The sequence below is a fragment of the Streptomyces hyaluromycini genome, from assembly GCF_002217755.1.
GTDB classification, from domain to species: Bacteria; Actinomycetota; Actinomycetes; order Streptomycetales; family Streptomycetaceae; genus Streptomyces; species Streptomyces hyaluromycini.
Genome location: NZ_BCFL01000019.1, coordinates 226,263 through 249,213 on the forward strand (window position 1 = coordinate 226,263; position 22,951 = coordinate 249,213).

At 71.0% G+C, this 22,951-nt stretch carries 20 protein-coding genes; 11 read left to right on the plus strand and 9 right to left on the minus strand.

Annotated features, from left to right (window positions below; all coding sequences use genetic code 11):
• Positions 1 to 50 precede the first annotated feature (50 nt).
• Positions 51 to 1,394, minus strand: a complete 1,344-nt coding sequence (locus tag SSP29_RS18930; RefSeq protein ID WP_089101878.1) for an MFS transporter — start codon at positions 1,392 to 1,394, stop codon at positions 51 to 53.
• Between the two features lie 608 nt (positions 1,395 to 2,002).
• Between SSP29_RS18930 and SSP29_RS18935 the strand changes: the two genes are divergently transcribed.
• The 4 genes from SSP29_RS18935 (at position 2,003) to SSP29_RS18955 (ending at position 8,705) form a co-directional block, all read left to right on the plus strand.
• A complete protein-coding gene (locus tag SSP29_RS18935) occupies positions 2,003 to 2,929 on the plus strand; it encodes a DUF3027 domain-containing protein (protein ID WP_089101879.1) in 927 nt (308 codons plus the stop codon).
• Positions 2,930 to 3,542: 613 nt separating this feature from the next.
• Complete coding sequence (locus tag SSP29_RS18945; protein ID WP_089101881.1) at positions 3,543 to 6,689, plus strand: sacsin N-terminal ATP-binding-like domain-containing protein; 3,147 nt, start codon at positions 3,543 to 3,545, stop codon at positions 6,687 to 6,689.
• Between the two features lie 130 nt (positions 6,690 to 6,819).
• Positions 6,820 to 7,746: a hypothetical protein gene (locus SSP29_RS18950; RefSeq protein ID WP_089101882.1), complete on the plus strand. Its 927-nt coding sequence runs from the start codon at positions 6,820 to 6,822 to the stop codon at positions 7,744 to 7,746.
• A gap of 173 nt (positions 7,747 to 7,919) precedes the next feature.
• The gene (locus SSP29_RS18955) at positions 7,920 to 8,705 is read left to right on the plus strand and encodes a hypothetical protein (RefSeq protein WP_089101883.1); all 786 of its coding nucleotides are present in this window, start codon (positions 7,920 to 7,922) and stop codon (positions 8,703 to 8,705) included.
• A gap of 100 nt (positions 8,706 to 8,805) precedes the next feature.
• Here the strand turns inward: SSP29_RS18955 and SSP29_RS18960 are convergent, their stop codons facing one another.
• The gene (locus tag SSP29_RS18960) at positions 8,806 to 11,205 is read right to left on the minus strand and encodes a cation-translocating P-type ATPase (protein ID WP_089101884.1); all 2,400 of its coding nucleotides are present in this window, start codon (positions 11,203 to 11,205) and stop codon (positions 8,806 to 8,808) included.
• Between the two features lie 522 nt (positions 11,206 to 11,727).
• Positions 11,728 to 11,982: a DUF2530 domain-containing protein gene (locus tag SSP29_RS18965; RefSeq protein ID WP_089101885.1), complete on the minus strand. Its 255-nt coding sequence runs from the start codon at positions 11,980 to 11,982 to the stop codon at positions 11,728 to 11,730.
• 112 nt (positions 11,983 to 12,094) lie between these two features.
• On the opposite strand from SSP29_RS18965, the gene SSP29_RS18970 reads away from it, so the two are divergent.
• Positions 12,095 to 13,546: an NCS2 family permease gene (locus SSP29_RS18970; RefSeq protein WP_089101886.1), complete on the plus strand. Its 1,452-nt coding sequence runs from the start codon at positions 12,095 to 12,097 to the stop codon at positions 13,544 to 13,546.
• A gap of 43 nt (positions 13,547 to 13,589) precedes the next feature.
• On the opposite strand, the gene SSP29_RS18975 is transcribed toward SSP29_RS18970, so the two are convergent.
• Together SSP29_RS18975 and SSP29_RS18980 are read right to left on the minus strand one after the other, a co-directional pair.
• A complete protein-coding gene (locus tag SSP29_RS18975) occupies positions 13,590 to 14,648 on the minus strand; it encodes a phage baseplate protein (protein ID WP_150134459.1) in 1,059 nt (352 codons plus the stop codon).
• Positions 14,649 to 14,759: 111 nt separating this feature from the next.
• Positions 14,760 to 14,942 (minus strand): ribbon-helix-helix protein, CopG family, encoded by a 183-nt coding sequence (locus SSP29_RS18980; RefSeq protein WP_089101887.1) that lies wholly within the window; start codon positions 14,940 to 14,942, stop codon positions 14,760 to 14,762.
• Between the two features lie 181 nt (positions 14,943 to 15,123).
• Between SSP29_RS18980 and SSP29_RS18985 the strand changes: the two genes are divergently transcribed.
• Positions 15,124 to 15,561, plus strand: coding sequence for a MarR family winged helix-turn-helix transcriptional regulator (locus SSP29_RS18985; RefSeq protein ID WP_089101888.1), 438 nt, complete (start codon positions 15,124 to 15,126; stop codon positions 15,559 to 15,561).
• A 30-nt stretch (positions 15,562 to 15,591) separates the two neighbouring features.
• Positions 15,592 to 16,950, plus strand: coding sequence for an MFS transporter (locus SSP29_RS18990; protein ID WP_089101889.1), 1,359 nt, complete (start codon positions 15,592 to 15,594; stop codon positions 16,948 to 16,950).
• A gap of 60 nt (positions 16,951 to 17,010) precedes the next feature.
• On the opposite strand, the gene SSP29_RS18995 is transcribed toward SSP29_RS18990, so the two are convergent.
• Positions 17,011 to 17,562, minus strand: a complete 552-nt coding sequence (locus SSP29_RS18995) for a GNAT family N-acetyltransferase (RefSeq protein ID WP_089101890.1) — start codon at positions 17,560 to 17,562, stop codon at positions 17,011 to 17,013.
• Positions 17,563 to 17,622: 60 nt separating this feature from the next.
• Between SSP29_RS18995 and thpR the strand changes: the two genes are divergently transcribed.
• Positions 17,623 to 18,195 (plus strand): RNA 2',3'-cyclic phosphodiesterase, encoded by a 573-nt coding sequence (gene thpR, locus SSP29_RS19000; RefSeq protein WP_089101891.1) that lies wholly within the window; start codon positions 17,623 to 17,625, stop codon positions 18,193 to 18,195.
• A gap of 205 nt (positions 18,196 to 18,400) precedes the next feature.
• On the opposite strand, the gene SSP29_RS19005 is transcribed toward thpR, so the two are convergent.
• The 3 genes from SSP29_RS19005 to SSP29_RS19015 form a co-directional block, all read right to left on the minus strand.
• Complete coding sequence (locus tag SSP29_RS19005; RefSeq protein ID WP_089101892.1) at positions 18,401 to 19,396, minus strand: aldo/keto reductase; 996 nt, start codon at positions 19,394 to 19,396, stop codon at positions 18,401 to 18,403.
• Between the two features lie 65 nt (positions 19,397 to 19,461).
• The gene (locus tag SSP29_RS19010) at positions 19,462 to 20,049 is read right to left on the minus strand and encodes a Uma2 family endonuclease (RefSeq protein ID WP_089101893.1); all 588 of its coding nucleotides are present in this window, start codon (positions 20,047 to 20,049) and stop codon (positions 19,462 to 19,464) included.
• 88 nt (positions 20,050 to 20,137) lie between these two features.
• Positions 20,138 to 20,821, minus strand: a complete 684-nt coding sequence (locus SSP29_RS19015) for an SGNH/GDSL hydrolase family protein (protein ID WP_089101894.1) — start codon at positions 20,819 to 20,821, stop codon at positions 20,138 to 20,140.
• Between the two features lie 94 nt (positions 20,822 to 20,915).
• Here SSP29_RS19015 and SSP29_RS55860 point away from each other — a divergent pair, with 94 nt between their 5' ends.
• The 3 genes from SSP29_RS55860 to gcvH all read left to right on the plus strand — a co-directional run bounded on the left by SSP29_RS55860 (position 20,916) and on the right by gcvH (position 22,929).
• On the plus strand, positions 20,916 to 21,914 hold the full coding sequence (locus tag SSP29_RS55860) for a TolB-like translocation protein (protein WP_089101895.1): 999 nt from the start codon (positions 20,916 to 20,918) through the stop codon (positions 21,912 to 21,914).
• 130 nt (positions 21,915 to 22,044) lie between these two features.
• On the plus strand, positions 22,045 to 22,407 hold the full coding sequence (locus tag SSP29_RS19025; protein ID WP_089101896.1) for a hypothetical protein: 363 nt from the start codon (positions 22,045 to 22,047) through the stop codon (positions 22,405 to 22,407).
• 135 nt (positions 22,408 to 22,542) lie between these two features.
• A complete protein-coding gene (gcvH, locus tag SSP29_RS19030) occupies positions 22,543 to 22,929 on the plus strand; it encodes a glycine cleavage system protein GcvH (protein ID WP_089101897.1) in 387 nt (128 codons plus the stop codon).
• The last annotated feature ends 22 nt before the right edge of the window (positions 22,930 to 22,951 follow it).

Consider the following 22,951-nt stretch of genomic DNA (forward strand, 5'->3'; position numbering starts at 1 on the left):
TCGGGCACTCTCGGCCGTCTCCCCATGTGGGGTACGGCGTGCCCGGTTCGTTACGCCACTCGCGGTCTGGGGTGGGTGCCGTGCCGGGCGGAGCCGAGCAGACCGCGCAGGGTGGCCAGCCAGCCGGCCGCCACGATCACCGCGGCCACCACCAGGCCCAGAGTGCCGTTCAGCGGCATCACGATGCCCACCGCGCCGCCGAACACCCAGGCCACCTGGAGCAGCGTCTCCGAACGGGCGAACGCGGACGTGCGCACCAGTTCCGGCACGTCCCGCTGGATCAGCGCGTCCAGGGACAGCTTGGCCAGCGCCTGGCCGAAACCGGCCACCGCGGCCAGCACGGCCACCAGGAAGGCGCCGAAGAACAGGGCCGCGACGACCGCCGTACCCAGCACCAGGGCCACCGCCGCCACGATGATGATCTCCGGCGCCCGGGAGCGCAGCCACGACCCGACCGCCGTACCGAGCGCGTTGCCGGCGCCCGCCGCGACACCCACAATCCCCAGCGACACGGCCGCGCTCTCACCGGTCAGCGGGTGCTCGCGGAGCAGGAACGCCAGGAAGAAGATCAGGAAGCCGGAGAGGCAGCGCAGGGCGGCGTTTGCGCCGAGGGCGTGGGTGACGGCGGGCCCGACCGTCCGCAGCCCCGGCCGCTTCGCCTCTTTCCGCAGCGGGCCGTGCAGATGCTCCTCGTCGGCGGCGAGCAGCGCCACGTCCTCGCCCTTGGCCGAGTCGACCTTCGGGGGGAGGGTGAAGGAGAGAAACGTCCCGGCAACGAAGATCACGAAGGCGCCGTAGAGCGGCCAGGGGTCACCGACGGCGTGCAGCCCCGCCCCGATCGGCGCGGCGACGCCGGTGGCGAGCAGCCCCGCGAGGGTGACCCGCGAATTGGCCTTCACCAGCGAGAACCGGGGCGGGAGGAGTCTGGGCACGACGGCGCTGCGCACCACGCCGTACGCCTTCGACGCGACCAGCACCCCGAGCGCGGCCGGATACAGCTCCAGGCTGCCGCCGGCCACCGCGCCCGAGATGATCAGCGCGAGCAGCGCCCGGGCGAGCATGGAGCCGGCCATGGCGGCCCGGCGCCCGTGCGGCAGCCGGTCGAGCAGCGGGCCGATGACCGGGGCGAGGACGGTGAAGGGCGCCATCGTGATGGCGAGGTAGAGCGCGACGCGGCCGCGGGCCTCGTCGGTGGGCACGGAGAAGAACACGGTGGAGGCGAGGGCGACGGTGATCATCACGTCCCCCGCGCCGTTGACCGCGTGCAGTTCGATCAGTTTCCCCAGCCCGGACTCGCCGGCGCCGTGCGCGTGGGTGGCCTTGCGGATGCCGCGGGCGGTACCGGTCACCGGGAGGTGCAGGGCACGGCCGACGGAGCGGACGGCACCGCGCATCCGGCCCGCACCGCTACCGACCCCGACGGCGCGTTGGGGTGACCTCGCGGTTGCCACGTGCTTCATAGTGCCCTGAGAGTGCAGTTCCTAGTGCACTTTGTGACCAAGCGAGTCGTAGGGGCGCCGTGGGGTGGGGGCCGGGGGTGGGGATGCTTACCGGCGCTTGCGGGGTGCCTCCCCCAGAGGGGGGACCCCCAGCGCCCACCCGTGCCGCCCTGGGGGCACCTCCCAGGCCCTTAAGGCACTTGGGGGAGGCACGACTGCCCGCGGCTAAAGAGAAACGGCTGTGCAGCGCCCCGTAAGGGGCGCGGGGCCCCAGCTGATATGCGGCTCCGCCGCGTGGGCGCGACCAGCCCCCGCCCACCCGCACCCGAAACACATCCGACCCCACCCCGTCGGCTCTCCCCTCCCCGCAGGTATGCCGGACTGTCCCCATCCACCGGCGACGGGGTAGCGTGCCTATCTCAGCCATAGCGCAGAATGGATGGCATAGGTGCGCCCGAGCGCGATCGGACGCGGACGTCGATGCGGCCCACAGGTCCGCTCCGTCCGCCCCACCGCCGGAGGCAACCGCACTCGTGAGACGGCGTAGGAGAGAAGCGATACCTGTGAGCGCAGCGACAACGCGAAGCCGCACCCCCGACCGTCTGTGCGCCGAGGCCGTCGACCTCGCCCGTGGAGCCGCCGAGGAGGCCGCCGCACCGGGGGTGGTCGGCGAGCACGCCGGAGCGGTGGCCGAGGGCGATCGCGTGGTCACGCACTTCTTCGAGTGCAAGGAGCTGGGGTACCGCGGCTGGCGCTGGGCGGTGACGGTGGCCCGCGCCTCCCGCGCCAAGGTCGTCACGCTGGACGAGGTGGTCCTCCTCCCCGGCCCCGACGCCCTTCTCGCCCCCGAGTGGGTGCCGTGGAGCGAGCGGCTGCGCCCCGGCGACATGGGCCCCGGCGACCTGCTGCCCACCGAGGCCGAGGACCTCCGCCTGGAGCCCGGCTACACCGGCGAGGACGAGCCGGAGCCGAACTCCCCGATCTCGGAGGAGATGGAGGAGCTGGCGGAGGCGGAGGACGCCGAGGTCACCGCGGGCACGCCCGCGCACCTGCCGACGGTTCCCTCCCGCGGCACGATCGCCTCGATCGCCGAGGAACTCGGCATGCGCCGCGCCCGGGTCCTGTCCCGCTACGGCCTGCACATCGCCGCGGACCGCTGGGAGGAGTCGTTCGGCGCCAAGACCCCCATGGCCCAGGCGGCCCCCGCGACCTGCGTCAGCTGCGGCTTCCTCACCCCCATCGGCGGCTCCCTGGGCCAGGCCTTCGGCGTCTGCGCCAATGAGTTCTCCCCGGCCGACGGCCGGGTCGTCTCCCTCTCCTACGGCTGCGGCGGCCACTCGGAGGCCGCCGTCATGCCGAAGACACCCCAGCCGGCCCCGCCGGTCATCGACGAGACGCGAGTCGACCCCTTCCCGCTCCGCCCCGCCTCCGACTCCGGTTCGGTACCGGCGACGGAGGACGAGACATCGGCGGAACTGGGCCACTCCTAGCCGGCCGGCGGCAGGCCGGACGCCCCGTCAGCCCCGGGGCGGCGGGCTGCTCTTGCCCCTGCGGAGCGGCAGGCCGCCCGCCGGGCGGGGGCGCCCGGCGGGCGCATGCGCCGCGATGTGTCGTCGTTCGGCTGCGGCGCCGTTGTGGCTGGGCGCGCAGTTCCCCGCGCCCCTTTCGGGGCACTTCCGCGAGCCGCGACACCTTCGCGTCGCCCATGCGGCGGTGGCCGCACATCGAATGCAGCTCTGCGTCCGCTTCGGGGGGCTTTCGCGAGCCGCGACGCCTTCGCGTCGCCCATGCGGCGGTGGCCGCACATCGAATGCAGCTCTGCGTCCGCTTCGGGGGGCTTTCGCGAGCCGCGACGCCTTCGCGCCCATGCGGCGGTGGCCGCGCGTTCCATGCAGCCCCGCGCCCTTGAGGCGCTGCCGGACCGGCGCCTGGAGCAGCTTCCGCAGTCGCACGTCCGCGCAGAGTGACCGGCGCGGCGCGAGGGTGTGCGGGACCGCTCGGTGCCGGGTGTGGGCCGGGGGTTCACTTCTCGGCCGACCGAGTCGGGTGGGCGGCCCCCCGGCGCGCGGTACCTTCGTCCTCACGTCGACTTGGAGAGTGAACGTGAGCAAGTTCGTGCGGCCCGCCGCCGAGGGCGCCGACCCCTTCGGCACCGCCCGCCTGCGCCGCGGTGTCCTCGACGCCTGGGCCACCAGCCCCGCCCGGTTCCGGGAAGATGCCAACGCCGAGGAGGACCTGGTCCTCGGGGGGTACCGGGACCGGCTCGTCGTGGAGCTCGCGCAGAACGCCGCCGACGCGGCCGCCCGCGCCGGTGTCCCCGGCCGGTTCCGGCTCACCCTCCGCGACGGCGTCCTGTTCGCCGCCAACACCGGCGCCCCGCTGGACGCGGCCGGCGTCGAGTCCCTCTCCACCCTGCGCGCCTCCGCGAAGCGGGGGGACAGCGACAGCGCCGTCGGACGGTTCGGCGTGGGGTTCGCCGCCGTGCTGGCCGTCACGGACGAGCCCGCGGTCGTCGGGCGGCACGGCGGGGTCCGCTGGTCGCTCGCCGAGGCCCGGGAACTGGCCGAGGAGACCGCCCGGCACAGCCCGGGACTGGGGGACGAGATCCGCCGGCGTGACGGCCATGTCCCCCTCCTCCGGCTCCCGTTCGCCGCCGAGGGCACCGCCCCGGACCCGTACGACACGGTCGTGATCCTGCCGCTGCGGGACGCGGCCGCCACCGATCTCGCCGAGCGGCTCCTCGACGCCGTGGACGACGCCCTGCTCCTCGCCCTCCCCGGTCTCGAAGAGGTCGTGGTGGAGAAGGACACCGTACGGACGCTGCGCCGCCGCACCGACGGCGCGCTCACCGTCGTGGAGGATTCGCAGGAGGGCACGACCCGCTGGCGTACCGTCTCCGCGCACGGCCCGCTCACCCCCGACCTGCTCGTCGGCCGGCCGGTCGAGGAGCGGCTGCGGCCGCACTGGTCGCTGACCTGGGCCGTGCCCACGGACGGCCAGGGCGCCCCCGACCGGCCGCGCACCGCCGCCGTCGTGCACGCCCCCACCCCCAGCGACGAGCCCCTCGGGGTGCCCGCCCTGCTCATCGCCTCCTTCCCCCTCGACACCACCCGCCGGCACGCCGCCCCCGGCCCGCTCACCGACTTCCTGGTGCAGCGCGCGGCCGACGCGTACGCCGAACTCCTCGCCGACTGGCGGCCGGTGGGGGAGGGGATCATCCACCTGGTGCCCGGCCCGCTCGGCAAGGGCGAGCTGGACGGCGCGCTGCGCCAGGCGATCCTGGAGCGGCTGCCGCGCACCGCGTTCCTGCCGCCCGCCGTCGAGGCCGGCGACGACAGCGAACTGCCCGAGGCGCTGCGGCCCCGCGACGCCGAGATCGTGGAGGGGGCGGGCGCCGACACGGTCCGCGTGCTCGCCGAGGTACTGCCCACGCTGCTGCCCGCCGGCCTCGAACGCCGTGTCGAACTGCGTACGCTGGGCGTCGCCCGCCTTCCGCTCGCCGACGCCGTCGACCGCCTGGCCGGTCTGGAGAAGGACCCGGACTGGTGGTGGCGGCTCTACGACAGCCTCGCGGGTGTCGACCCGGACCGGCTCTCCGGCCTGCCGGTGCCGCTCGCTGGGGGCACCTCCCAGGCTTTCGGCTCTGGGGGAGGGAGGACCACCATCGGTCCCCGTCAGGTGCTCCTCCCCATCCCGGACGCGACGGCCAGCGACCCCGAGGTGCTCGCCCGGCTCGGTCTCAAGGTCGCCCACGAGGACGCCGCCCACCCGCTCCTGGAGAAGCTCGGCGCCCTGCCCGCGTCCCCGCGGGCGGTCCTCACCACCCCGCAGGTGCGGGCCGCCGTGGCCGCCTCCCTGGACGACGACGGAGGCGTGAACTGGGAGGAGGACGTCCCGGACGCCGAGGAGCTGGCGGACACCGTGCTCGCGCTGGTGCGGGACGCCGGCCTGGAGCCCGGTGACGAGCCGTGGCTGGGCGCGCTGGCGCTCCCGGACGAGGACGGCGAGCCGGCCCCGGCCGGTGAACTCGTCTTCCCCGGCAGCTCCTTCGCCCGCATCATCCGCGAGGGTGAACTGGCCGCCGTGGACGCCGACCTGGCCGCGAAGTGGGGCGAAGGCCCGCTCGCCGCCTGCGGGGTCCTCGCGAACTTCGCCCTCGTCCGCGCCACCGACGTCGTCCTCGACCCGGACGAACTGGAGCCCCGCGAGGGCGACTTTGCGGAACCTGATGACGCTGGCCTCCTTGACGCCGTCGACGTCTGGTGCGAGGACATCCTCGACCGCTTCCCGGACACGCCCGTGCCTCCGGTCGCCACCGAGCTGATCGCCGTCCGCGACCTCGACCTCGTCGACGAGGACCACTGGCCCGAGGCCCTCGCCCTGCTCGCCCAGCCGCCCCTGCGCGACGCCCTCACCCAGCCGGTCCGCATCCTGCTCCCCGACGGCACCCACGAGGTCGTACGGCCGTACACCGCGTGGTGGCTGCGCGGGCACCCGGTCCTCGACGGCCGTCGCCCCGCCGGTCTGCTGGCCTCCGGCGGCGACCCGCTGCTGCGCGGCCTCTACGAGGAGGCCGACGCGACCGGCTTCGAGGACGAGCAGGTACTGCGGGCGCTGGGGGTACGGACCTCGGTGGCCGCCCTGCTGGACGAGCCCGGCGGCGCCGCCGAACTCCTCGACCGCCTCGCCGACCCGGACCGCTCGGTCACCGGTGCCCAGCTGCACGCGCTGTACGGCGCGCTGGCGGACCTGGACCCCGAGCAGGTGACGCTCCCCGAGGAGCTGCGGGCGGTGCTCGACGGCCGGGTGGAGGTCGTGGACGCGGCGGACGCGGTGGTCGTCGACTCACCCGATCTGCTGCCCTTCACCTCCGGTGTCCCCCTGCTCCCCGTGCGGCCGTCCCGGGCCGCCGAGCTGGCCGAGCTGTTCCAGGTGCGGCGGCTGAGCGAGTCGGTGACGGGGTCGGTGGACTCGGAGGGCACGGAGCACGATGTCCCCGAGCCGGTGCACGTCCTGCTCGGCCCCCGCACCCCGGCGACGTATGTCGAGCACGAGGAACTGGTGGTCGACGGCGTCGAGATCGACTGGCGCCTGACGGGCGACGGCGTCCTGCACGCCGCGACCCTGGAGGGCGTGGCGGCCGGTCTGGCCTGGGCGGCGGGGCAGTGGCCGCGCCGCTTCGAGGTGGCGGCACTGCTGGAGGACCTGTCCCGGACGGAGGAGCTGGCGCGGGACCGCTGGTTCGACTGAGCCGCCGTTCGCAAGGCCCGCGACAGTTTCGGCGCACAACTTTCAAAAGTCGTACAACCTTTGTCCCCCTGCGCGGATCTGAACAGGGGAGTCATCCAGACTCGCCGATCACTTCCATGCAGGGGAACGCATGCGTATACGCGCCACTGTGGCCGCCGTCTCCGGCGCCCTGGCACTCTCCGCCCTCGCGATGCCGGCCGCGCACGCCGCCGGCGGCGGTTCGTCCTTCGGCACCGAGGCGACGAAGCTCTTCGCGGCCGCTCACTCGACGTCCGGCAAGACCGCGTTCAGCGCCACCACCGCGGACGACGACGCTCCGTACGCCATGGACGTCAGCTTCTCCAACGTCAAGATCGCCAAGGCGGTCACGGTCGGTACGACCGCCCACGTCGCCACGTCGGTCACCTACACGCTGACCCACGGCGCCGATGTCGACATCACCGCCGCGGACTTCTTCTCGGGCGCCTACATCTACAAGGGCTCCTACGAGGACTCGGCCAACTTCCTGATCGGCGACGACCCGGCGAAGTGCACGGTCACCTCGGCGACCACCGCCAGCTGCAAGGGGAACATCGACATCTACCCGGGTGAGGGCGAGCTCTTCAACTCCGACGCCGGCCTCTGGCACGCCGGTGCCCTGGCCATCGCGTACAACGGCCAGGACCCGACCAGCAGCGACTTCGACATCACCAAGGTCGGCTACGCCGACCAGGGCGCCCTCGGCAGCACCCAGGTCCAGCGCCTGTCGAAGCTGACGGTCAACGCCTCCCCGGAGCCGGTCAAGAAGGGCAAGACCATCACGGTCACCGGCGCCCTGACCCGCGCCAACTGGGAGGACGGCAAGTACCACGGCTACGCCGGCCAGTCCGTGCGGCTGCAGTTCCGCAAGAAGGGCAGCAGCACCTACACCAACGTCAAGGGCATCAAGTCGTCCTCGACCGGCACCCTGAAGACGACCACGAAGGCGACGGTGGACGGCTACTACCGCTTCTCCTTCGTCGGCACCGCCACGACCCCGGCGGTCAACGCGACGGGTGACTACGTCGACGTGAAGTAGCCGCACCGGGAGTAATCCCAAGGAGACGTAATCCGGTCGCAAAGGAAACAAAATCTGACCGGATTACGTCTCACTCGTACAACCTCGCTCACCCCTCGTGGATCTGATCACCCGAGTCAACAGACTCCCTAGATCACTTGGGCCTCGCGCCCACTGTTCCCACTGGGGAATTCATGCGCATTCGTGCCACTGTGGCCGCCGTCTCCGGCGCCCTGGCCCTCTCCGCGTTCGTCGCCCCGGCCGCACACGCCGCGGGCAGCACGCCGGACGTCACCTTCTCCAACATGAAGATCAACAAGGGCAGCAGCATGGTCGTCGGCACGACCAAGGCGTCCTTCTCGGTCACGTACACCGTGACCCACGCGGCGAGCCTGCCCGCGAGCGACTTCGCCACCGGCCCGGTCATCTACCGCGGCAGCTCCGTGACGGCGCCGAGCGACCTCTTCGCCAGCGACGAGCCGGGCACCTGCACCGCCGCTTCCTCGACCGTCCTCAACTGCAAGGCCACCCTCGCCTTCACGGTCGGCGGGGACGCGGACCTGGTCAACTCCGAGGCGGGCTCCTGGTCGGTCGGCGGCGTCGCCGCCGACGCGGACAGCAACGTGAAGTGGGTCGGCGGCCTGGGCACCACCAAGGTCCTGCGCGCCACGAAGCTGACGGCCAACGCCACCCCCGAGCCGGTCAAGAAGGGCAAGACCATCACGGTCACCGGCACCCTGACCCGCGCCAACTGGGACACCCACAAGTACGGCGCCTACGGCAGCCAGTCGGTGAAGCTCCAGTTCCGCAAGAAGAGCTCCACCACCTACACCACCCTGAAGACCATCAAGGCCTCCTCCACGGGCGCCCTGAAGACGACGACCACGGCGTCGGTCGACGGCTACTTCCGCTACTCCTTCGCCGGCACCTCGACCAGCCCGGCGGTCAGCGCCACGGGCGACTACGTCGACGTGCAGTAGGTAAGCGCCCCGTAGGGGCGCGGGGCTGTATTTGATTTGCGGCTTCGCCGCGCGGGCGCGATCAACCCCCACCGGGCCCGCGCGGTTCCCCACCACCGCATCAATCCGGAAATCTCCGCTCCACCCACTTCCAAAGAAGCTCCAGCACCGCCGACCCCACCACGGCGATGCCGACGGCAGTCCACGGCATCACCACCCCCACCAGCTTCAACGCGAAGAAGCTCTGCAGTGCGGGTACGGCGAGCACGAACACGAAGGCCACGCCCATCGCGGCCACCAGGGCCACCCGCCACCACGTGTACGGGCGGGCGATGATCGCCAGCACCCACATCGAGATCAGGAACAGGGTCAGGGTCGCGGCACTGGTCTCGGCGTCCAGGGACCCCGTTCCCGTGTAGTAGTGGCGGGCGACCAGATACGTCACGAAGGTCGCGACACCGGCCACCACTCCCCCCGGGATCGAGTACCGCATCACACGGCGGACGAAGTGCGGTCGCGCCCGTTCCTTGTTCGGTGCCAGGGCCAGGAAGAAGGCCGGGATGCCGATGGTCAGGGTGGAGAGCAGGGTCAGGTGCCTCGGCAGGAAGGGGTACTCGACCTGCCAGCAGACCACGAGGACCGCGAGCAGCACCGAGTAGACCGTCTTGACCAGGAACAGGGTGGCGACCCGGGTGATGTTGCCGATCACCCGCCGCCCCTCGGCCACGACCGAGGGCAGCGTGGCGAAGCTGTTGTTGAGCAGGACGATCTGGGCGACCGCCCTCGTCGCCTCCGAGCCCGAGCCCATCGAGACCCCGATGTCGGCGTCCTTCAGGGCGAGTACGTCGTTCACGCCGTCGCCGGTCATCGCGACCGTGTGCCCGCGCGACTGCAGCGCCCCCACCATCTCCCGCTTCTGCTGCGGGGTGACCCGTCCGAAGACGGTGCCCGAGTCGAGGGCCTCGGCCATCTCGGCCGGCTCGGCCGGCAGGCGGCGCGCGTCCACCGTCGTACCGGTGAGGCCGAGCTTGGCCGCCACCGCGCCGACCGACACCGCGTTGTCGCCGGAGATGACCTTCGCGCGGACCTCCTGGTCGGCGAAGTAGCGGAGGGTGTCGGCGGCGTCCGGGCGGAGCCGCTGCTCCAGGACCACCAGCGCGGTGGCGCCGGCCCCCTGTGCCACCTTCGGGTCGTCGAGGTCCCGGCTGGCGCGGGCGAGCAGCAGCACCCGCAGCCCCTGCTCGTTGAGGCGTACGGTTTCGGCCAGCGCCGGGTCGTCGGCGCCGAGGAGCACGTCCGGCGCCCCCAGCAGCCAGGTGCTCAGCTCCCCGTCGCCCTCGCTGAAGGTCGCCCCGCTGTACTTGCGGGCGGAGGAGAAGGGCAGCGACTCCACGCACCGCCAGTCCTCGCTGTCCGGGTAGGCGTCGATGATCGCCTGGAGGGAGGCGTTGGGGCGCGGGTCGGACTCGCCGAGCGAGCCCAGCACCTTGCGTACGTACGTCTCGTCGACCCCGTCCAGCGACCGCAGCTCGGTGACGTCCATGCCGCCCTCGGTGAGGGTGCCGGTCTTGTCGAGGCAGACGGTGTCGATCCGGGCGAGGCCCTCGATCGCGGGGAGTTCCTGGACCAGGCACTGCTGGCGGCCCAGCCGGATCACGCCGATCGCGAAGGCGACGGACGTGAGCAGGACCAGGCCCTCGGGGACCATCGGGACGATGCCGCCGACGGTCCGGGCGACGGCGTCCTTGAGCCCGTTGTTCTTGACCACGAGCTGGGTGGCGACCAGGCCGATCGCGGCCGGGACCATCATCCAGGTCACGTACTTGAGGATGGTCGAGATACCGGTGCGCAGCTCGGAGTGGACCAGCGTGAAGCGGGACGCCTCCTCGGCCAGCTGGGCCGCGTAGGCCTCCCGGCCCACCTTGGTCGCGGCGAAGGCGCCGCCGCCTGCCACCACGAAGGAGCCCGACATCACCTGGTCGCCGGGGCGTTTGACGACCGGGTCGGCCTCACCGGTGAGCAGCGACTCGTCGATCTCCAGGCCGTCGGCCTCGGCGCACACCCCGTCCACGACGATCTTGTCGCCGGGGCCTATCTCGATCAGGTCCCCGAGCACGATCCCGTTCGTGCTCACTTCGACGGCGGCCCCGTCCCGGCGCACCGTCGGCCGCGCCTCGCCGATCACCGCGAGCGAGTCCAGGGTCTTCTTCGCCCGCCACTCCTGCACGATGCCGATGCCCGTGTTGGCGAGGATCACGAAGCCGAACAGGCTGTCCTGGATCGGCGCCACGACCAGCATGACCAGCCACAGCACACCGATGATCGCGTTGAACCGGGTGAAGACGTTCGCGCGCACGATCTCGCCGAACGAGCGGCTGCTGCGTACCGGTACGTCGTTCACCTGGCCGCGCGCGACCCGCTCCGCGACCTCGGCGGTGGTCAGGCCGGTCGCCCTGATCGGCGCCGGCAGCGGTACGGGATGCACAGGGTCGAGCTCGGCGCCCGCGTCGGTGTGCTGCATGCCTTCGACGGTACGTGCGGATTTGCGCGTTCACCTGCCGAGTGCCCGGAAGATCCGACCGTGGGAGGAGCGAAGTCGTGCGCAGGTTGTAGACGCCGACACCCTTTGCCCACCCACCCACCCGACTCGGTCACCTGAAAAGCGGGCCACACTCCGCAGCCCGCCCGGCGTCTGACGGTGAGGTCCGCCCCTGGGGACCGCCGACGGGCCGGTGGGAGCGCAGGCCGCGGCGTCCGCAATCCTCTCCAGCCCGTCCGCCGCCTGAGGGCGTGGGTCGGTCTGCAACTTCCTCTAGCCCGTCTGTCGTCTGAGGGCGTGGGTCGGTCTGCAACTTCCTCTAGCCCGTCTGTCGTCTGAGGGCGTGGGTCGGTCTGCAACTTCCTTCAGTCCGTCTGTCGTCTGAGGGCGTGGGTCGGTCTGCAACCCCCTTCAGCCTGTCCGGCGTTTGAGGGCGAGGCCGTTCGGGGCGATGCGGTGGTGGGGCAGGGAGGGGTGCGGTCTGGTCGGGCTCGGGGTGATTTCCTACTCGGTCGTCGCGCGAAGCGCCTTGATCGCTGCGTCCCGCCGCTTCACGTAGTACACGCCGATCAGGCCGAGGCCGCCGCCGGCCAGGCAGGTCCAGATCCACCAGGTGTGGCCGTGGTCGGAGTACCAGCCGTAGAAGGGGAGCTGGGCCAGGAAGAGGACGAACCAGATGATCGTGCCGCCGATGATCGTCGGGACGACAGGGCCCTCAAGGGGCTCCGGTGCCTCGTGCTGGGGGGTCCACTTCGCCATGGCGCTTAGCTTACGCACCTGCCGGGTCTACGCGCGGAGATAGCGATCTGGACATCATACGTTCATACTGAAACCGTTTGTGTTTGACCACTTCTGATCGTAGGAACCTCCAATGTCAAGCCCGGCTTCCACTCAGGCCCCCGCCCCCGAACAGCCGGGTGCGACCCCCGCGTACGGCGCGCTGGATCGTTACTTCAAGATCTCCGAGCGGGGCAGCACCCTCGCCCGCGAGGTACGCGGCGGCTTCGCCACGTTCTTCGCGATGGCGTACATCATCGTGCTGAACCCGATCATTCTCGGCAGCGCGAAGGACATGTACGGCCACCAGCTCGACCATGGTCAGCTGGTCACCGCCACGGTCATCACCGCGGCCTTCACGACGCTGCTGATGGGCGTCATCGGCAACGTCCCGATCGCGCTCGCCGCCGGCCTCGGCGTGAACTCCGTCGTCGCGCTCCAGCTGGCCCCCCGGATGTCCTGGCCGGACGCCATGGGCATGGTGGTGCTGGCCGGCATCGTCGTGATGCTGCTGGTCGCCAGCGGTCTGCGCGAGCGCGTGATGAACGCCGTGCCCTACAGCCTGCGCAAGGCGATCTCGATCGGTATCGGCCTGTTCATCATGCTGATCGGTCTGGTGGACTCCGGCTTCGTCACCCGTATCCCGGACGTCGCCCAGACCACCGTCCCGCTCCAGCTCGGCGCCGACGGTCACCTCAACGGCTGGCCGGTCCTGGTCTTCGTGCTCGGCGTGCTGCTCACCCTCGCGCTGATCGTCCGCAAGGTCTCCGGCGCGATCCTGATCTCGATCGTCGCGATGACCGTGCTGGCGCTGGTCATCAACGCCGTCGCGCATGTGACGACCTGGGGCCTGACCGTCCCGAAGTGGCCCGGCAACCCGGCCGCCACCCCGGACTTCGGTCTGCTCGGCAAGGTCAGCCTCTTCGGCGGCTTCGGCAAGGTCGGCCTGCTGACCGGCATCCTCTTCGTCTTCACGGTCCTGCTGTCCTGCTTCTTCGACGCCATGGGCACGATCATGGGCGTCAGCGACGAGGCCAAGCTGACCGACGCCCAGGGCTACATGCCGGGCATCAACAAGGTGCTCTTCATCGACGGTGTCGCGGTCGCGGTCGGCGGTGCCAGCTCGTCCTCCGCCACCACCTGCTTCGTCGAGTCGACGGCCGGCGTCGGCGAGGGCGCCCGCACCGGCTTCGCCAACGTCGTCACCGGCGGGCTGTTCGCCGTGGCGCTGTTCCTGACCCCCGTCGCCACGATGGTCCCCTCCCAGGCGGCCACCCCGGCGCTGTTCGCGGTCGGCTTCCTGATCCTGGCCGGGTCGATCAAGGAGATCGACTGGGCCGACCACACCCTCGCGATCCCGGCCTTCGTGACCATGGTGATGATGCCGTTCACCTACTCGATCACCAACGGCATCGGCATGGGCTTCATCACCTTCGTGCTGATGCGCCTGGCCGTCGGCCGGGCCAGGGAGATCCCGGCCGCGATGTACGTGGTCTCGGCGGTGTTCGCCTTCTACTACCTGATGCCGGCCCTCGGCCTCACGTGACCCGCGCGGGGCGCGCCGGTCGCGTGAGGCCGGCGGGCCCCGTTCAGGAGACGAAGTCGCTCTTGTAGAAGACGCTCGCGTCCAGGGTGTCCGGATCGGTGGTCGTGGTCTTCGAGGAGAAGCCGAAGGCCAGCCTCGGCGCCCCGGAGACCAGCCAGATCGCCGTGCCCTGGGGCTCACGCCCCGGCAGGGAGGCTCCGGCGGTCGTCTGGAACTTGTCGTAGTACGAGCCGCCCGTGTCGTTCAGGTCGAGCGTGACCAGGTAGGAGGGTCCGCCGGGGCCCCCGTACAGGAGATAGGCGTACTGGCCGCACAGGGTGATTCCCTGGAACAGGTCGTCGTCGGTGAGGCCGAGCTCGTCGTTGTTGGGGATGGCCCGTTCCACGAGCCGGTAGCCGTCGCTGAGGCGCCCGGCGACGGCGTCCGCCATGTCGAAGACGGCCAGGCGCCACACCCGGGCCGCGGAGTCGCTGGTCGCGTAGCGGATCAGCAGCCGGTTGGTGTAGGGGTCGATCGCGGGCCGGGGCAGCTTGACGAAGCTGGAGATGGTCGGGGTGCGGTCGTAGATCGTGATGCTGGGGTTGAAGTACTCGAGGGTCAGCCCGTCCGTGAACCGGAAGCGGGACAGCTTCTCGCCGGCTCCGTTGTCGTCGGAGTCGCTGCCCTCGATCCACAGGTACGGCGTCGAGCCCGAACCCGTCGGCTCGACGCCCATCGAGGAGCCGTGGCCGAACCCCTGGATGGCCATCGTGCCGAGGACGTTGCCCGAGAGGTCGGTCTGGGAGATCCACAGGTCGCCGTTGTGCCCGGCGCTGTCGCCGATGCGGTGCTGGGCGAAGTAGATACGGCCGTTGACGTTGTCGTACGCGAAGGACTGCATGGCCCAGTACGGCTGGTGGAGGGTGGCGCGCCAGACCGGGTTGCCGCCGTCGCCGGACAGGACGAAGTGCTTCGAGGCCGCTACGGAGGCCTGGGCGGTGCCCGCCGCCACCAGCGGGGCCGCCGTACCGACCGTGGCCGCGCCGACGAGCCCGGCGCCGGTGCGCAGCAACTGACGTCTGCTCGGGTTCCGCTGCTGCCTGACGGACGTTCCGTCGTTCATGGGTGGTAACCCCCCTGTTGTTGCCGGGCGGGCGCCCGGCGCGAGGGGTTAACGCTAGACGAACGGGAGTTGACATCGCATCTGTGTTCGTCGAAAACCTGTCGGGGTCTGTCAGGTGACCCCGTAGAACCTCTCCGTCTCCTCGACGGCGGCCGAGAACCGCTCGTCGAAGTCGTCCCGGACGAGCGTCCGGATCACGTAGTCCTGGACGCTCATCCCCCTTTTCGCCGCATGGCACCGGAGCCGGTCGAGCAGCTCCTTGTCTATCCGCAGGCTGAGCACACTGGTCCCCATGGATACGAGGGCGCCACATCCGCGCGCCCGATGCGTCACTTTCCGGATTCGGCTCACTCGTAAGGGTGACGCGATGATTTCTGGGGGATGCCCCCGGACCCCCGGGTTCAGTGGCCGAGGTCACGGGCGTATCGGCGCGTCCGATTGTCCTTAGGAAGAGTAATGAGTTACTCTAAGGAACATGCCGGACCTTACCCATGGCGACGACGCGGCCGCCGTGAACTCCCTCCGCTCCGCCGTGATGCGACTCTCGCGACGGCTGAAGCACCAGCGGGTCGACGAGTCACTGAGCCCCACCGAGATGTCGGTGCTGGGCACCCTCTCCAACTGCGGCCAGGCCACCCCCGGTGAGCTGGCCCGCAAGGAGCACGTCCAGCCGCCCTCGATGACCCGCATCGTGGCGCTGCTGGAGGCCAAGGGGCTGGTCCGGCTGGAGCCGCATCCGGAGGACCGGCGCCAGAAGGTCGTCACCAGAACCGAACAGGCCGAGGCGATGCTTGAGGAGAGCCGTCGCAAGCGCAACGCGTTCCTGGCCGGCCTGGTCGACGGCCTCGACGAGGACGAGTGGGCGAAGCTCCGCGCCGCCGCCCCCGTGCTGGAGAAGCTCGCGCATCTGTAAGTCCCCGAGAGAAGGAGGAGGCGAATCCGTTTGAGTACGGGACCCGGAACACCTTCCGCCCCCGCACCGACCGCCCCTACTACCCCCGCAGCCCGCAGGTCCTCGATGTTCAGCTCGCTGAAGGTCAGGAACTACCGGCTGTTCTTCGCCGGCCAGGTCGTCTCGAACATAGGCACCTGGATGCAGCGCATCGCGCAGGACTGGCTGGTCCTCAGCCTCACCGGCTCGGCGACCGCCGTCGGCGTCACCACCGCCCTCCAGTTCCTGCCGATGCTGCTCTTCGGCCTCTACGGCGGGGTCCTGGTGGACCGTCTGAACAAGCGGCGGGCCCTCCTCGTCACCCAGACCTCCATGGCCCTCACCGGCATCGCGCTCGCGCTGCTGACCCTCTCCGGCCATGTCCAGGTCTGGCACGTCTACCTCGCCGCGTTCGTCGTCGGCCTCGCCACGGTCGTCGACAACCCGGCCCGCCAGTCCTTCGTCTCCGAGATGGTCGGCCCGGACCAGCTGCAGAACGCGGTCAGCCTGAACTCCGCGAACTTCCAGTCCGCCCGCCTGGTCGGCCCGGCCGTCGCCGGTCTCATGATCACCGGCGTGGGCACCGGCTGGGCGTTCCTCTTCAACGGCCTGTCCTTCGTCGCCCCCCTCGCCGGCCTGCTGCTGATGCGGGCGCGCGACCTGCACGTCGTGGAGCGCGCACCGAGAGGAAAGGGCCAGTTGCGGGAGGGCCTGCGCTATGTCGCCGGGCGACCGGACCTGACCTGGACCATCATCCTGATCGGGTTCATCGGCACCTTCGGCTTCAACTTCCCCGTCTACCTCTCCGCCTTCGCGGACGACGTCTTCCACGCGGGCGCCGGCTCCTACAGCCTCTTCAACACCCTGATGGCCGTCGGCTCCCTGGCCGGCGCCCTGCTCGCGGCCAGACGCGGCACGGCCAAGCTGCGCGTGATGCTCGCGGCGGCGGTGGCCTTCGGCGGCCTGGAGCTGGTGGCCGCGACCGCCCCCTCCCTCTGGCTGTTCTCCCTGCTCATGGTCCCGATCGGCATGTTCGGCATGACGGTCAACGTCACCGCCAACACCACCGTCCAGATGGGCACCGACCCGGCCATGCGCGGGCGGGTGATGGCCCTCTACATGATGGTGTTCATGGGCGGCTCGCCCATCGGCGCGCCCATCGCCGGCTGGATCACGGACGCGTACGGCGTCCGGGCGGGCCTGGCCGTGGGCGGTACCGTCGCGGCCGCGGCCGCCGTGGTGATCGGCCTGGTCCTGGCCCGGGTGGGCAACCTCCGCCTGTCGGTCGGCTGGCACGGCGGCCACCCGCGGGTGCGGTTCGAGCCGAGAGAGCCGGCGGAGCAGCAGGAACAGCTGGCACCGGCGGCGTGAGGGCCGCCTGAGGCACCTGCCGCCTGAGACGCATACGGCAGGTAGTGGCCCGGAGGCGGACTACAGCCTCCGGGCCAGTACCTGTCCCGGCCAGCTGCCGTCGCCCTCGACGGCGACCGTGAAGGCCTCGGTCGGGGTGAAGCCGTTGCTCTCGTAGAAGGCGACCAGCTTGCGGTCGTCGCCCGCGTAGCAGTCGACACGGAGCAGCGAGACCCCGGCCCGGCGGGTCTCCGCGGCCGCGTGGGCGAGCAGCGCGGCGCCGACGCCGGTGCCCTTGAACCGGCGGTCCGAGGCCAGCAGGTGGATGTACCGCTCGGGCTCGTCGACGGGCGCGAGGTAGGGGCCTGGCGCGTCGGTGAGGGTGAGGGTGGCGGCCGGGATCCCGTCGTACTCGGCGATGTACGGGCTGCCCTCGGCGAAGTACCGCGTGATCATCGCCACGGCCTTCGGATTCTCCGACCAGGGCGTGGTCCCCCACTGCCGGGTCCGCCCCTGGGACACCAGCCACTCCACGGCGCTGTCGAACATCCCGAGGACCACCGGTATGTCGTCGGCGCGGCCGTCCCGGATCCTGATCGTCCCGTTGCTCTCCGTGCTGTCCGTGCTCTCCATGGAGCGATTCATGCCGTCGTGACGTCCTGCGCGCAACCGTTTTTTGGCAGGGTTGCCCCCATGAGACTCTTCGCAGCCGTGCTGCCCCCGCCGGAGGTGGCCGACGAACTAGCCGCCGAGGTCGACAGGTTGAAGCGGCTGCCGGGTGCGGAGGCGCTGCGCTGGACCGGGCGCCCAGGCTGGCACTACACGATCGCGTTCTACGGCGAGGTCGAGGACGACGTCGTACCGGCCCTGTCGGAGCGCCTCGCCCGTGCGGCCCACCGCACCCCGCCCTTCGCGCTGGCCGTCGCGGGCGGCGGGCAGTTCGGACACGGCAGGGCGCTGTGGGCGGGCGCCGACGGCGACCTGGACACCCTCCGCCTGCTGGCCGACCGCGCGGAGGCGGCGGCCCGGAAGGCGGGCCTGCCGATGGGGGAGCACCGCCGTTACAAGGCCCACCTGACGGTGGCCCGCAGCCGGGACGCGGTGCAGGTACGGCCGTACGTCGCGCTGCTCGCGGAGTTCGCGAGCCGGAGCTGGACGGTCGGGGAGCTGGCGCTGGTGCGGAGCAACCTGCCGACGTCCGGGGTGCCGGGGGAGCAGCCGCGGTACGAGGCGGTCGCCCGCTGGGAGCTCGGAGCGGGCGGTTAGGCTCGTTGCCGTGGACCCGAAGACCCGGAACCGGATCATGGCCGGTGCGCTTGTGTTGTTGTTCGTGGTGGTGGCAGTTGCCTCGGCCATGAGGTGAGGGAGGGAAAAGGGGCGGGGGAACTGCGGCCGGCGTTCGGCTGCGGGCCGTCTGTGGCCGGTCGCGCAGTTCCCCGCGCCCCTGAAGGGGCGCCGATCCTGAGGTCGACTACCAGGCGAAGGCCTCCGGGGACGGCCCAGGGCCCGGGAAGATCTCGTCCAGCCCGGCCAGCAGCTCCTCGCTCAGTTCCAGCTCCACGGCCCTCAGCGCCGAGTCCAGCTGTTCGCCGGTGCGCGGGCCGACGATCGGGCCGGTGACGCCGGGGCGGGTGAGCAGCCAGGCCAGGGCGGCCTCGCCGGGCTCCACGCCGTGCTTGTCCAGGAGGTCCTCGTAGGCCTGGATCTGGGCGCGTGAGGTCGGGTTGGCGAGGGTGTCGGCGGCCCGGCCGCTCGCCCGGCGGCCGCCCGAGATCTCCTTCTTGATGACCCCGCCCAGCAGGCCGCCCTGCAGCGGCGACCAGGGGATGACCCCGAGGCCGTATTCCTGCGCGGCCGGGATGACCTCCATCTCGGCGCGGCGCTCGGCGAGGTTGTAGAGGCACTGCTCGCTGACCAGCCCGATGGTCCCGCCGCGCCGGGCGGCGATCTCGTTGGCCTGGGCGATCTTGTAGCCGGGGAAGTTGGAGGACCCGACGTACAGGATCTTGCCCTGCGCGACGAGGGTGTCGATGGCCTGCCAGATCTCCTCGAAGGGAGTCCGCCGGTCGACGTGGTGGAACTGGTAGACGTCGATGTAGTCGGTCTGCAGCCGCTTGAGGCTGGCGTCGACCGCGCGCCGGATGTTCAGCGCGGAGAGCTTGTCGTGGTTGGGCCAGGCGTCGTCGCCGTCGGCGGCCATGTTGCCGTACACCTTGGTGGCGAGCACGACCTTGTCGCGGTGGACGGGGCTCTTGGCGAACCAGTTGCCGATGATCTCCTCGGTCCGCCCCTTGTTCTCACCCCACCCGTACACGTTGGCGGTGTCGAAGAAGTTGATGCCGGCGTCCAGCGCCGCGTCCATGATCGCGTGGCTGTCGGCCTCGTCTGTCTGCGGGCCGAAGTTCATGGTGCCGAGGACGAGTCGGCTGACCTTGAGTCCGGTGCGTCCGAGCTGCGTGTACTTCATGGTCACCCAGCCAACGGCGTGGAGTGCGCTCTAAGCAAGGACTTCCGGCCGGTCGGCCGGTCGAGCTAGTCGGTCGGGAACTCGTCCGTCTTGAGGACGAGGCCGACCACCGTGCCGGTCAGGTCGACGTCGGTGCCGAAGTCGACTCTTGTCTCGGTCGCGTAGTCCTCGCCCTTGGGGTTGGTGAAGACGTGGCAGCGGCGCTGGTAAGGATCGGCGATCAGGTAGACGGGGACCTCGGCGACCGCGTACGCGGTCTTCTTGAGGCCGTAGTCGTTGGCCGCGGTGCCCTTGGAGATGACCTCGGCGACGAACTCGACGTCCTGGTGACGCCAGAGGCCCTTCGCCGTCTTGACGGCGCCCTCGGCCACCACCGTGACGTCCGTTGCGAACCCGTTGAGGTGGCCTGGGTAGTCGATGCGTACATCGGACTTGACCCGCTTGCGGGGGTACTTGGTCCGCAACTGCTCGTAGATGTCCGCAATGATCTCCCAGTGGGTGTCCCGCTGTGGCGCCATGAAGACGATCCCCTCGACGATCTCGACCTTGTATCCCTCGGGGGCGGGCATCTTCTCGATCCGCTCGAACAGCTCGTCGAGCGTGATCTCCTCGTCGCTCTCGGCCATCGCGATCCTGTCTTCGAGGACGGTCATCCTGGCGCTCCTCCCCGGCCGTCCTCCACACGAGTGCGGCCGCGCGGTTCAACGATACGTACGGTGACCGGGCAACGGCGGAATTCGGTCAATCCGTTCCCGGCTCGTACTCCTGGCCGATCCCCCACCCCTGCCACATCGCCTCCGCGAACGCCTCCGCGATCCGGTGCTCGCCGTTCGCGTTCGGGTGGGTGCCGTCGTAGGTGTCCGTGTGGATGTCGTACGACTCCGGCGGCGAGGCCATGAGGATCGGGGAGCGGGGCTCGTCCAGGTCGGCCGCCGCCTTCGCCAGCAGCTCGTTGAAGAGGGCCACCTGTTCCGCGAACGGACCGTCCGAGGTGGCACGGACGTTCGGGATCACCGGCAGCAGCACCATGCGGATGCCCGCCCTGGCCTGCCGCGCGTTCGCGACGAAGGCGCGCATGTTCGCCGCCGTCTGCTCCGCGTTCGTGTAGAAGCCCAGGTCGATCAGGCCGAGGGAGACGAGGAGGACGTCGGCGCGGCAGGAGCGCACCGCCTCCCCGATCAGCGGCGCCATGTGCAGCCAGCCCTCGCCCCAGCCGGCCAGGTGGGCGCGGGGGAAGTCGGGGTCGGCGTAGGAGTACGAGACGGGTGCCTCGGCCAGCTTGTCGTACAGCGTCTCGCGCGGTCCGACCAGCGTGAACGGGCCGCCGTACGTCTCGCACAGGTGCTGCCACATGCGGTACCGCCACGTGTGCTCGCCCGTGCTGCCGATCGTCATCGAGTCCCCGACGGGCATGAACCTGAGCATCCGCTCATGATGGACGATCAGAGGGAGGGGTGGGGTGTGAGGACCGACACGTCCCCCGCGGCCGGACACAGCACGGGATGGCAGGCTTGGGCCCATGCGTCCACGATCGCTCTCCCTCCTCGCCGGTGTCCTGCTCACGGGTGCCCTGGCCGCCGCACCCGCCTCCGCCGCCGACGGCACCGGCGACAAGGGGTTCACGATCACGGATCCGCGGATCGCCGAGTCCAGCGGTCTCGCCGCCTCGCACCTGCACCCCGGCATCTACTGGACGCACAACGACAGCGGCGACGGGCCGTACATCTACGCCGTCGACAGCGCGACCGGGAAGACCGTCGCGAGGATCACGCTCAGCGGTGTCGGCACGCCCCGTGACGTCGAGGCCATCTCCATCGGCCCCGACAACCAGATCTACGTCGGCGACATCGGCGACAACCTCGACGGCAGCTGGCCGTACGTCTGGATCTACCGGCTGCCCGAGCCGAAGAAGCTGGTCGACCAGACCGTCCGGGCCACGCAGTACGTCGTCAAGTACTCCAACGGCGCGCGGAACGCCGAGTCGCTGATCGTCCACCCCAGGACCGGGCGGGTGTACATCATCGACAAGAAGGAGGACGGCGGGCATCTGTACGAGGGCCCGGCGACGCTGTCCTCCTCCGGTACGAACATCTTCAAGCCCGTCGTCGCCGTCGACCTCTGGGCCACCGACGCCGCCTTCTCGCCCGACGGAAAGCAGCTCGCCGTACGCGGCTACTTCGGCGGCATCTACTACGACTGGAACGGCGGCGCGATCAAGCGCGAGGGGCGGCTCGACGTGCCGCTCCAGAAGCAGGGCGAGTCGGTCAGCTACTCCGCCGACGGGACCAGGCTGATGTACGGGAGCGAGGGGGCCGACAGCCCGGTGCAGGCCGAGGACGTGCCAGGGGGGTCGGGCAAGGCGTCGCCGTCGGGCGGCGGGAGTTCGGCGGCCGCGAGCAAGGACGACAGCGGGTCCGTGGGGGGCGGGGCCAAGGTCGGTGCCGTCGTCGTCGGGGTCGCCCTGCTCGCCCTCTTCGGCCTGCGGCGGCTGCGGCGCCCGACTGCGCGCCGTCACTGATCCCTCTCCGTGTGTCACCCGTCCGGGTCACCGGCGCGGCGGCGCGCCGGTCCGGGCAGGCTGGGAGACGTCCCGCGGGACGGGGGCGGCAACAGGTGATCGGGTCCCGCTTCACGGAATCGGAGCACCCATGCGCCGCAACGTCCTGCGCCTGGCCGGGAACGTCTGCCTGCTCACGGCAGCCCTGGGCCTGACCGTCCCGGTGACCGCCGGCACCGCCACCGCCACCGCCACCACCGCCGAGCCCACCCGGACGGTCCGGGCCACAGCCGCCGCCCTCCCGCAGTTCAAGTCCGTCAGGCTGCCGATCAGCGGCACCTTCACCGGCCCGAGTGAGAGCATCTCCGGCACCGGCACCGCCGACGTCACCGTCATCACCCTCCCGAACGCCGCGTACAACGGGGCGGTCCCGGCCGGGGGTTCGGCGGGCTTCGGCTTCGGGGGCGCTCCCGGGGGCGGGGGCGTGCCGACGGTGACGTGCACGGCGACGTGAGGCGGCGGTCGTCACCCGGGTGGCGGACCGGGATGCCCGAAATACACTGCTCTGGGCTCCGGTGCAGCAGGCTGTTCCCGCCGGTCGTCGACAGGGGCGGCCGGACACCGCACCACGACGGCTGATGGAGCTGACATGTCCAACGTGCCCGCCGACCTCCGCTACACCGAAGACCACGAATGGATCCGCACCGAGGCCGACGGCAGCCTGGCCGTCGGCATCACCTATCACGCGCAGAAGAACCTCGGCGACATCGTCTTCTTCGAGCTGCCCGAAGTCGGCAGGAAGATCCAGGCGGGTCACGCCGTCGGCACGGTGGAGTCGGTCAAGGCGGTGTCCGAGATCTTCAGTCCGTTCGACGGCGAGGTCGTCGCGGTCAACGAGGACGTCGTGGAGAACCCCGAGGACGTCAACGCCGAGCCCTACGGCATGTGGCTCTTCAAGATCAAGACCAAGGGCGGGGCGTCGTCCAACGGGCTGCTCGACGCCAAGGCGTACCAGAAGCTCGTCGACGGGGAGTGAAAGCCCGAGGGGCGCCCGGTGT

Bases quoted from the DNA above. Each gene is read 5' to 3' on its own strand.
- SSP29_RS18960 (WP_089101884.1), bottom strand. From the start codon at position 11,205: ATGCAGCACACCGACGCGGGCGCCGAGCTCGACCCTGTGCATCCCGTA.
- SSP29_RS18970 (WP_089101886.1), top strand. From the start codon at position 12,095: ATGTCAAGCCCGGCTTCCACTCAGGCCCCCGCCCCCGAACAGCCGGGT.
- SSP29_RS18980 (WP_089101887.1), bottom strand. From the start codon at position 14,942: ATGGGGACCAGTGTGCTCAGCCTGCGGATAGACAAGGAGCTGCTCGAC.
- SSP29_RS19015 (WP_089101894.1), bottom strand. From the start codon at position 20,821: ATGCTCAGGTTCATGCCCGTCGGGGACTCGATGACGATCGGCAGCACG.
- SSP29_RS18995 (WP_089101890.1), bottom strand. From the start codon at position 17,562: ATGGAGAGCACGGACAGCACGGAGAGCAACGGGACGATCAGGATCCGG.
- gcvH (WP_089101897.1), top strand. From the start codon at position 22,543: ATGTCCAACGTGCCCGCCGACCTCCGCTACACCGAAGACCACGAATGG.
- SSP29_RS18955 (WP_089101883.1), top strand. From the start codon at position 7,920: ATGCGCATTCGTGCCACTGTGGCCGCCGTCTCCGGCGCCCTGGCCCTC.
- thpR (WP_089101891.1), top strand. From the start codon at position 17,623: ATGAGACTCTTCGCAGCCGTGCTGCCCCCGCCGGAGGTGGCCGACGAA.
- SSP29_RS55860 (WP_089101895.1), top strand. From the start codon at position 20,916: ATGCGTCCACGATCGCTCTCCCTCCTCGCCGGTGTCCTGCTCACGGGT.
- SSP29_RS19010 (WP_089101893.1), bottom strand. From the start codon at position 20,049: ATGACCGTCCTCGAAGACAGGATCGCGATGGCCGAGAGCGACGAGGAG.
- SSP29_RS18975 (WP_150134459.1), bottom strand. From the start codon at position 14,648: ATGAACGACGGAACGTCCGTCAGGCAGCAGCGGAACCCGAGCAGACGT.
- SSP29_RS19025 (WP_089101896.1), top strand. From the start codon at position 22,045: ATGCGCCGCAACGTCCTGCGCCTGGCCGGGAACGTCTGCCTGCTCACG.
- SSP29_RS18985 (WP_089101888.1), top strand. From the start codon at position 15,124: ATGCCGGACCTTACCCATGGCGACGACGCGGCCGCCGTGAACTCCCTC.
- SSP29_RS18965 (WP_089101885.1), bottom strand. From the start codon at position 11,982: ATGGCGAAGTGGACCCCCCAGCACGAGGCACCGGAGCCCCTTGAGGGC.
- SSP29_RS19005 (WP_089101892.1), bottom strand. From the start codon at position 19,396: ATGAAGTACACGCAGCTCGGACGCACCGGACTCAAGGTCAGCCGACTC.
- SSP29_RS18930 (WP_089101878.1), bottom strand. From the start codon at position 1,394: ATGCGCGGTGCCGTCCGCTCCGTCGGCCGTGCCCTGCACCTCCCGGTG.
- SSP29_RS18950 (WP_089101882.1), top strand. From the start codon at position 6,820: ATGCGTATACGCGCCACTGTGGCCGCCGTCTCCGGCGCCCTGGCACTC.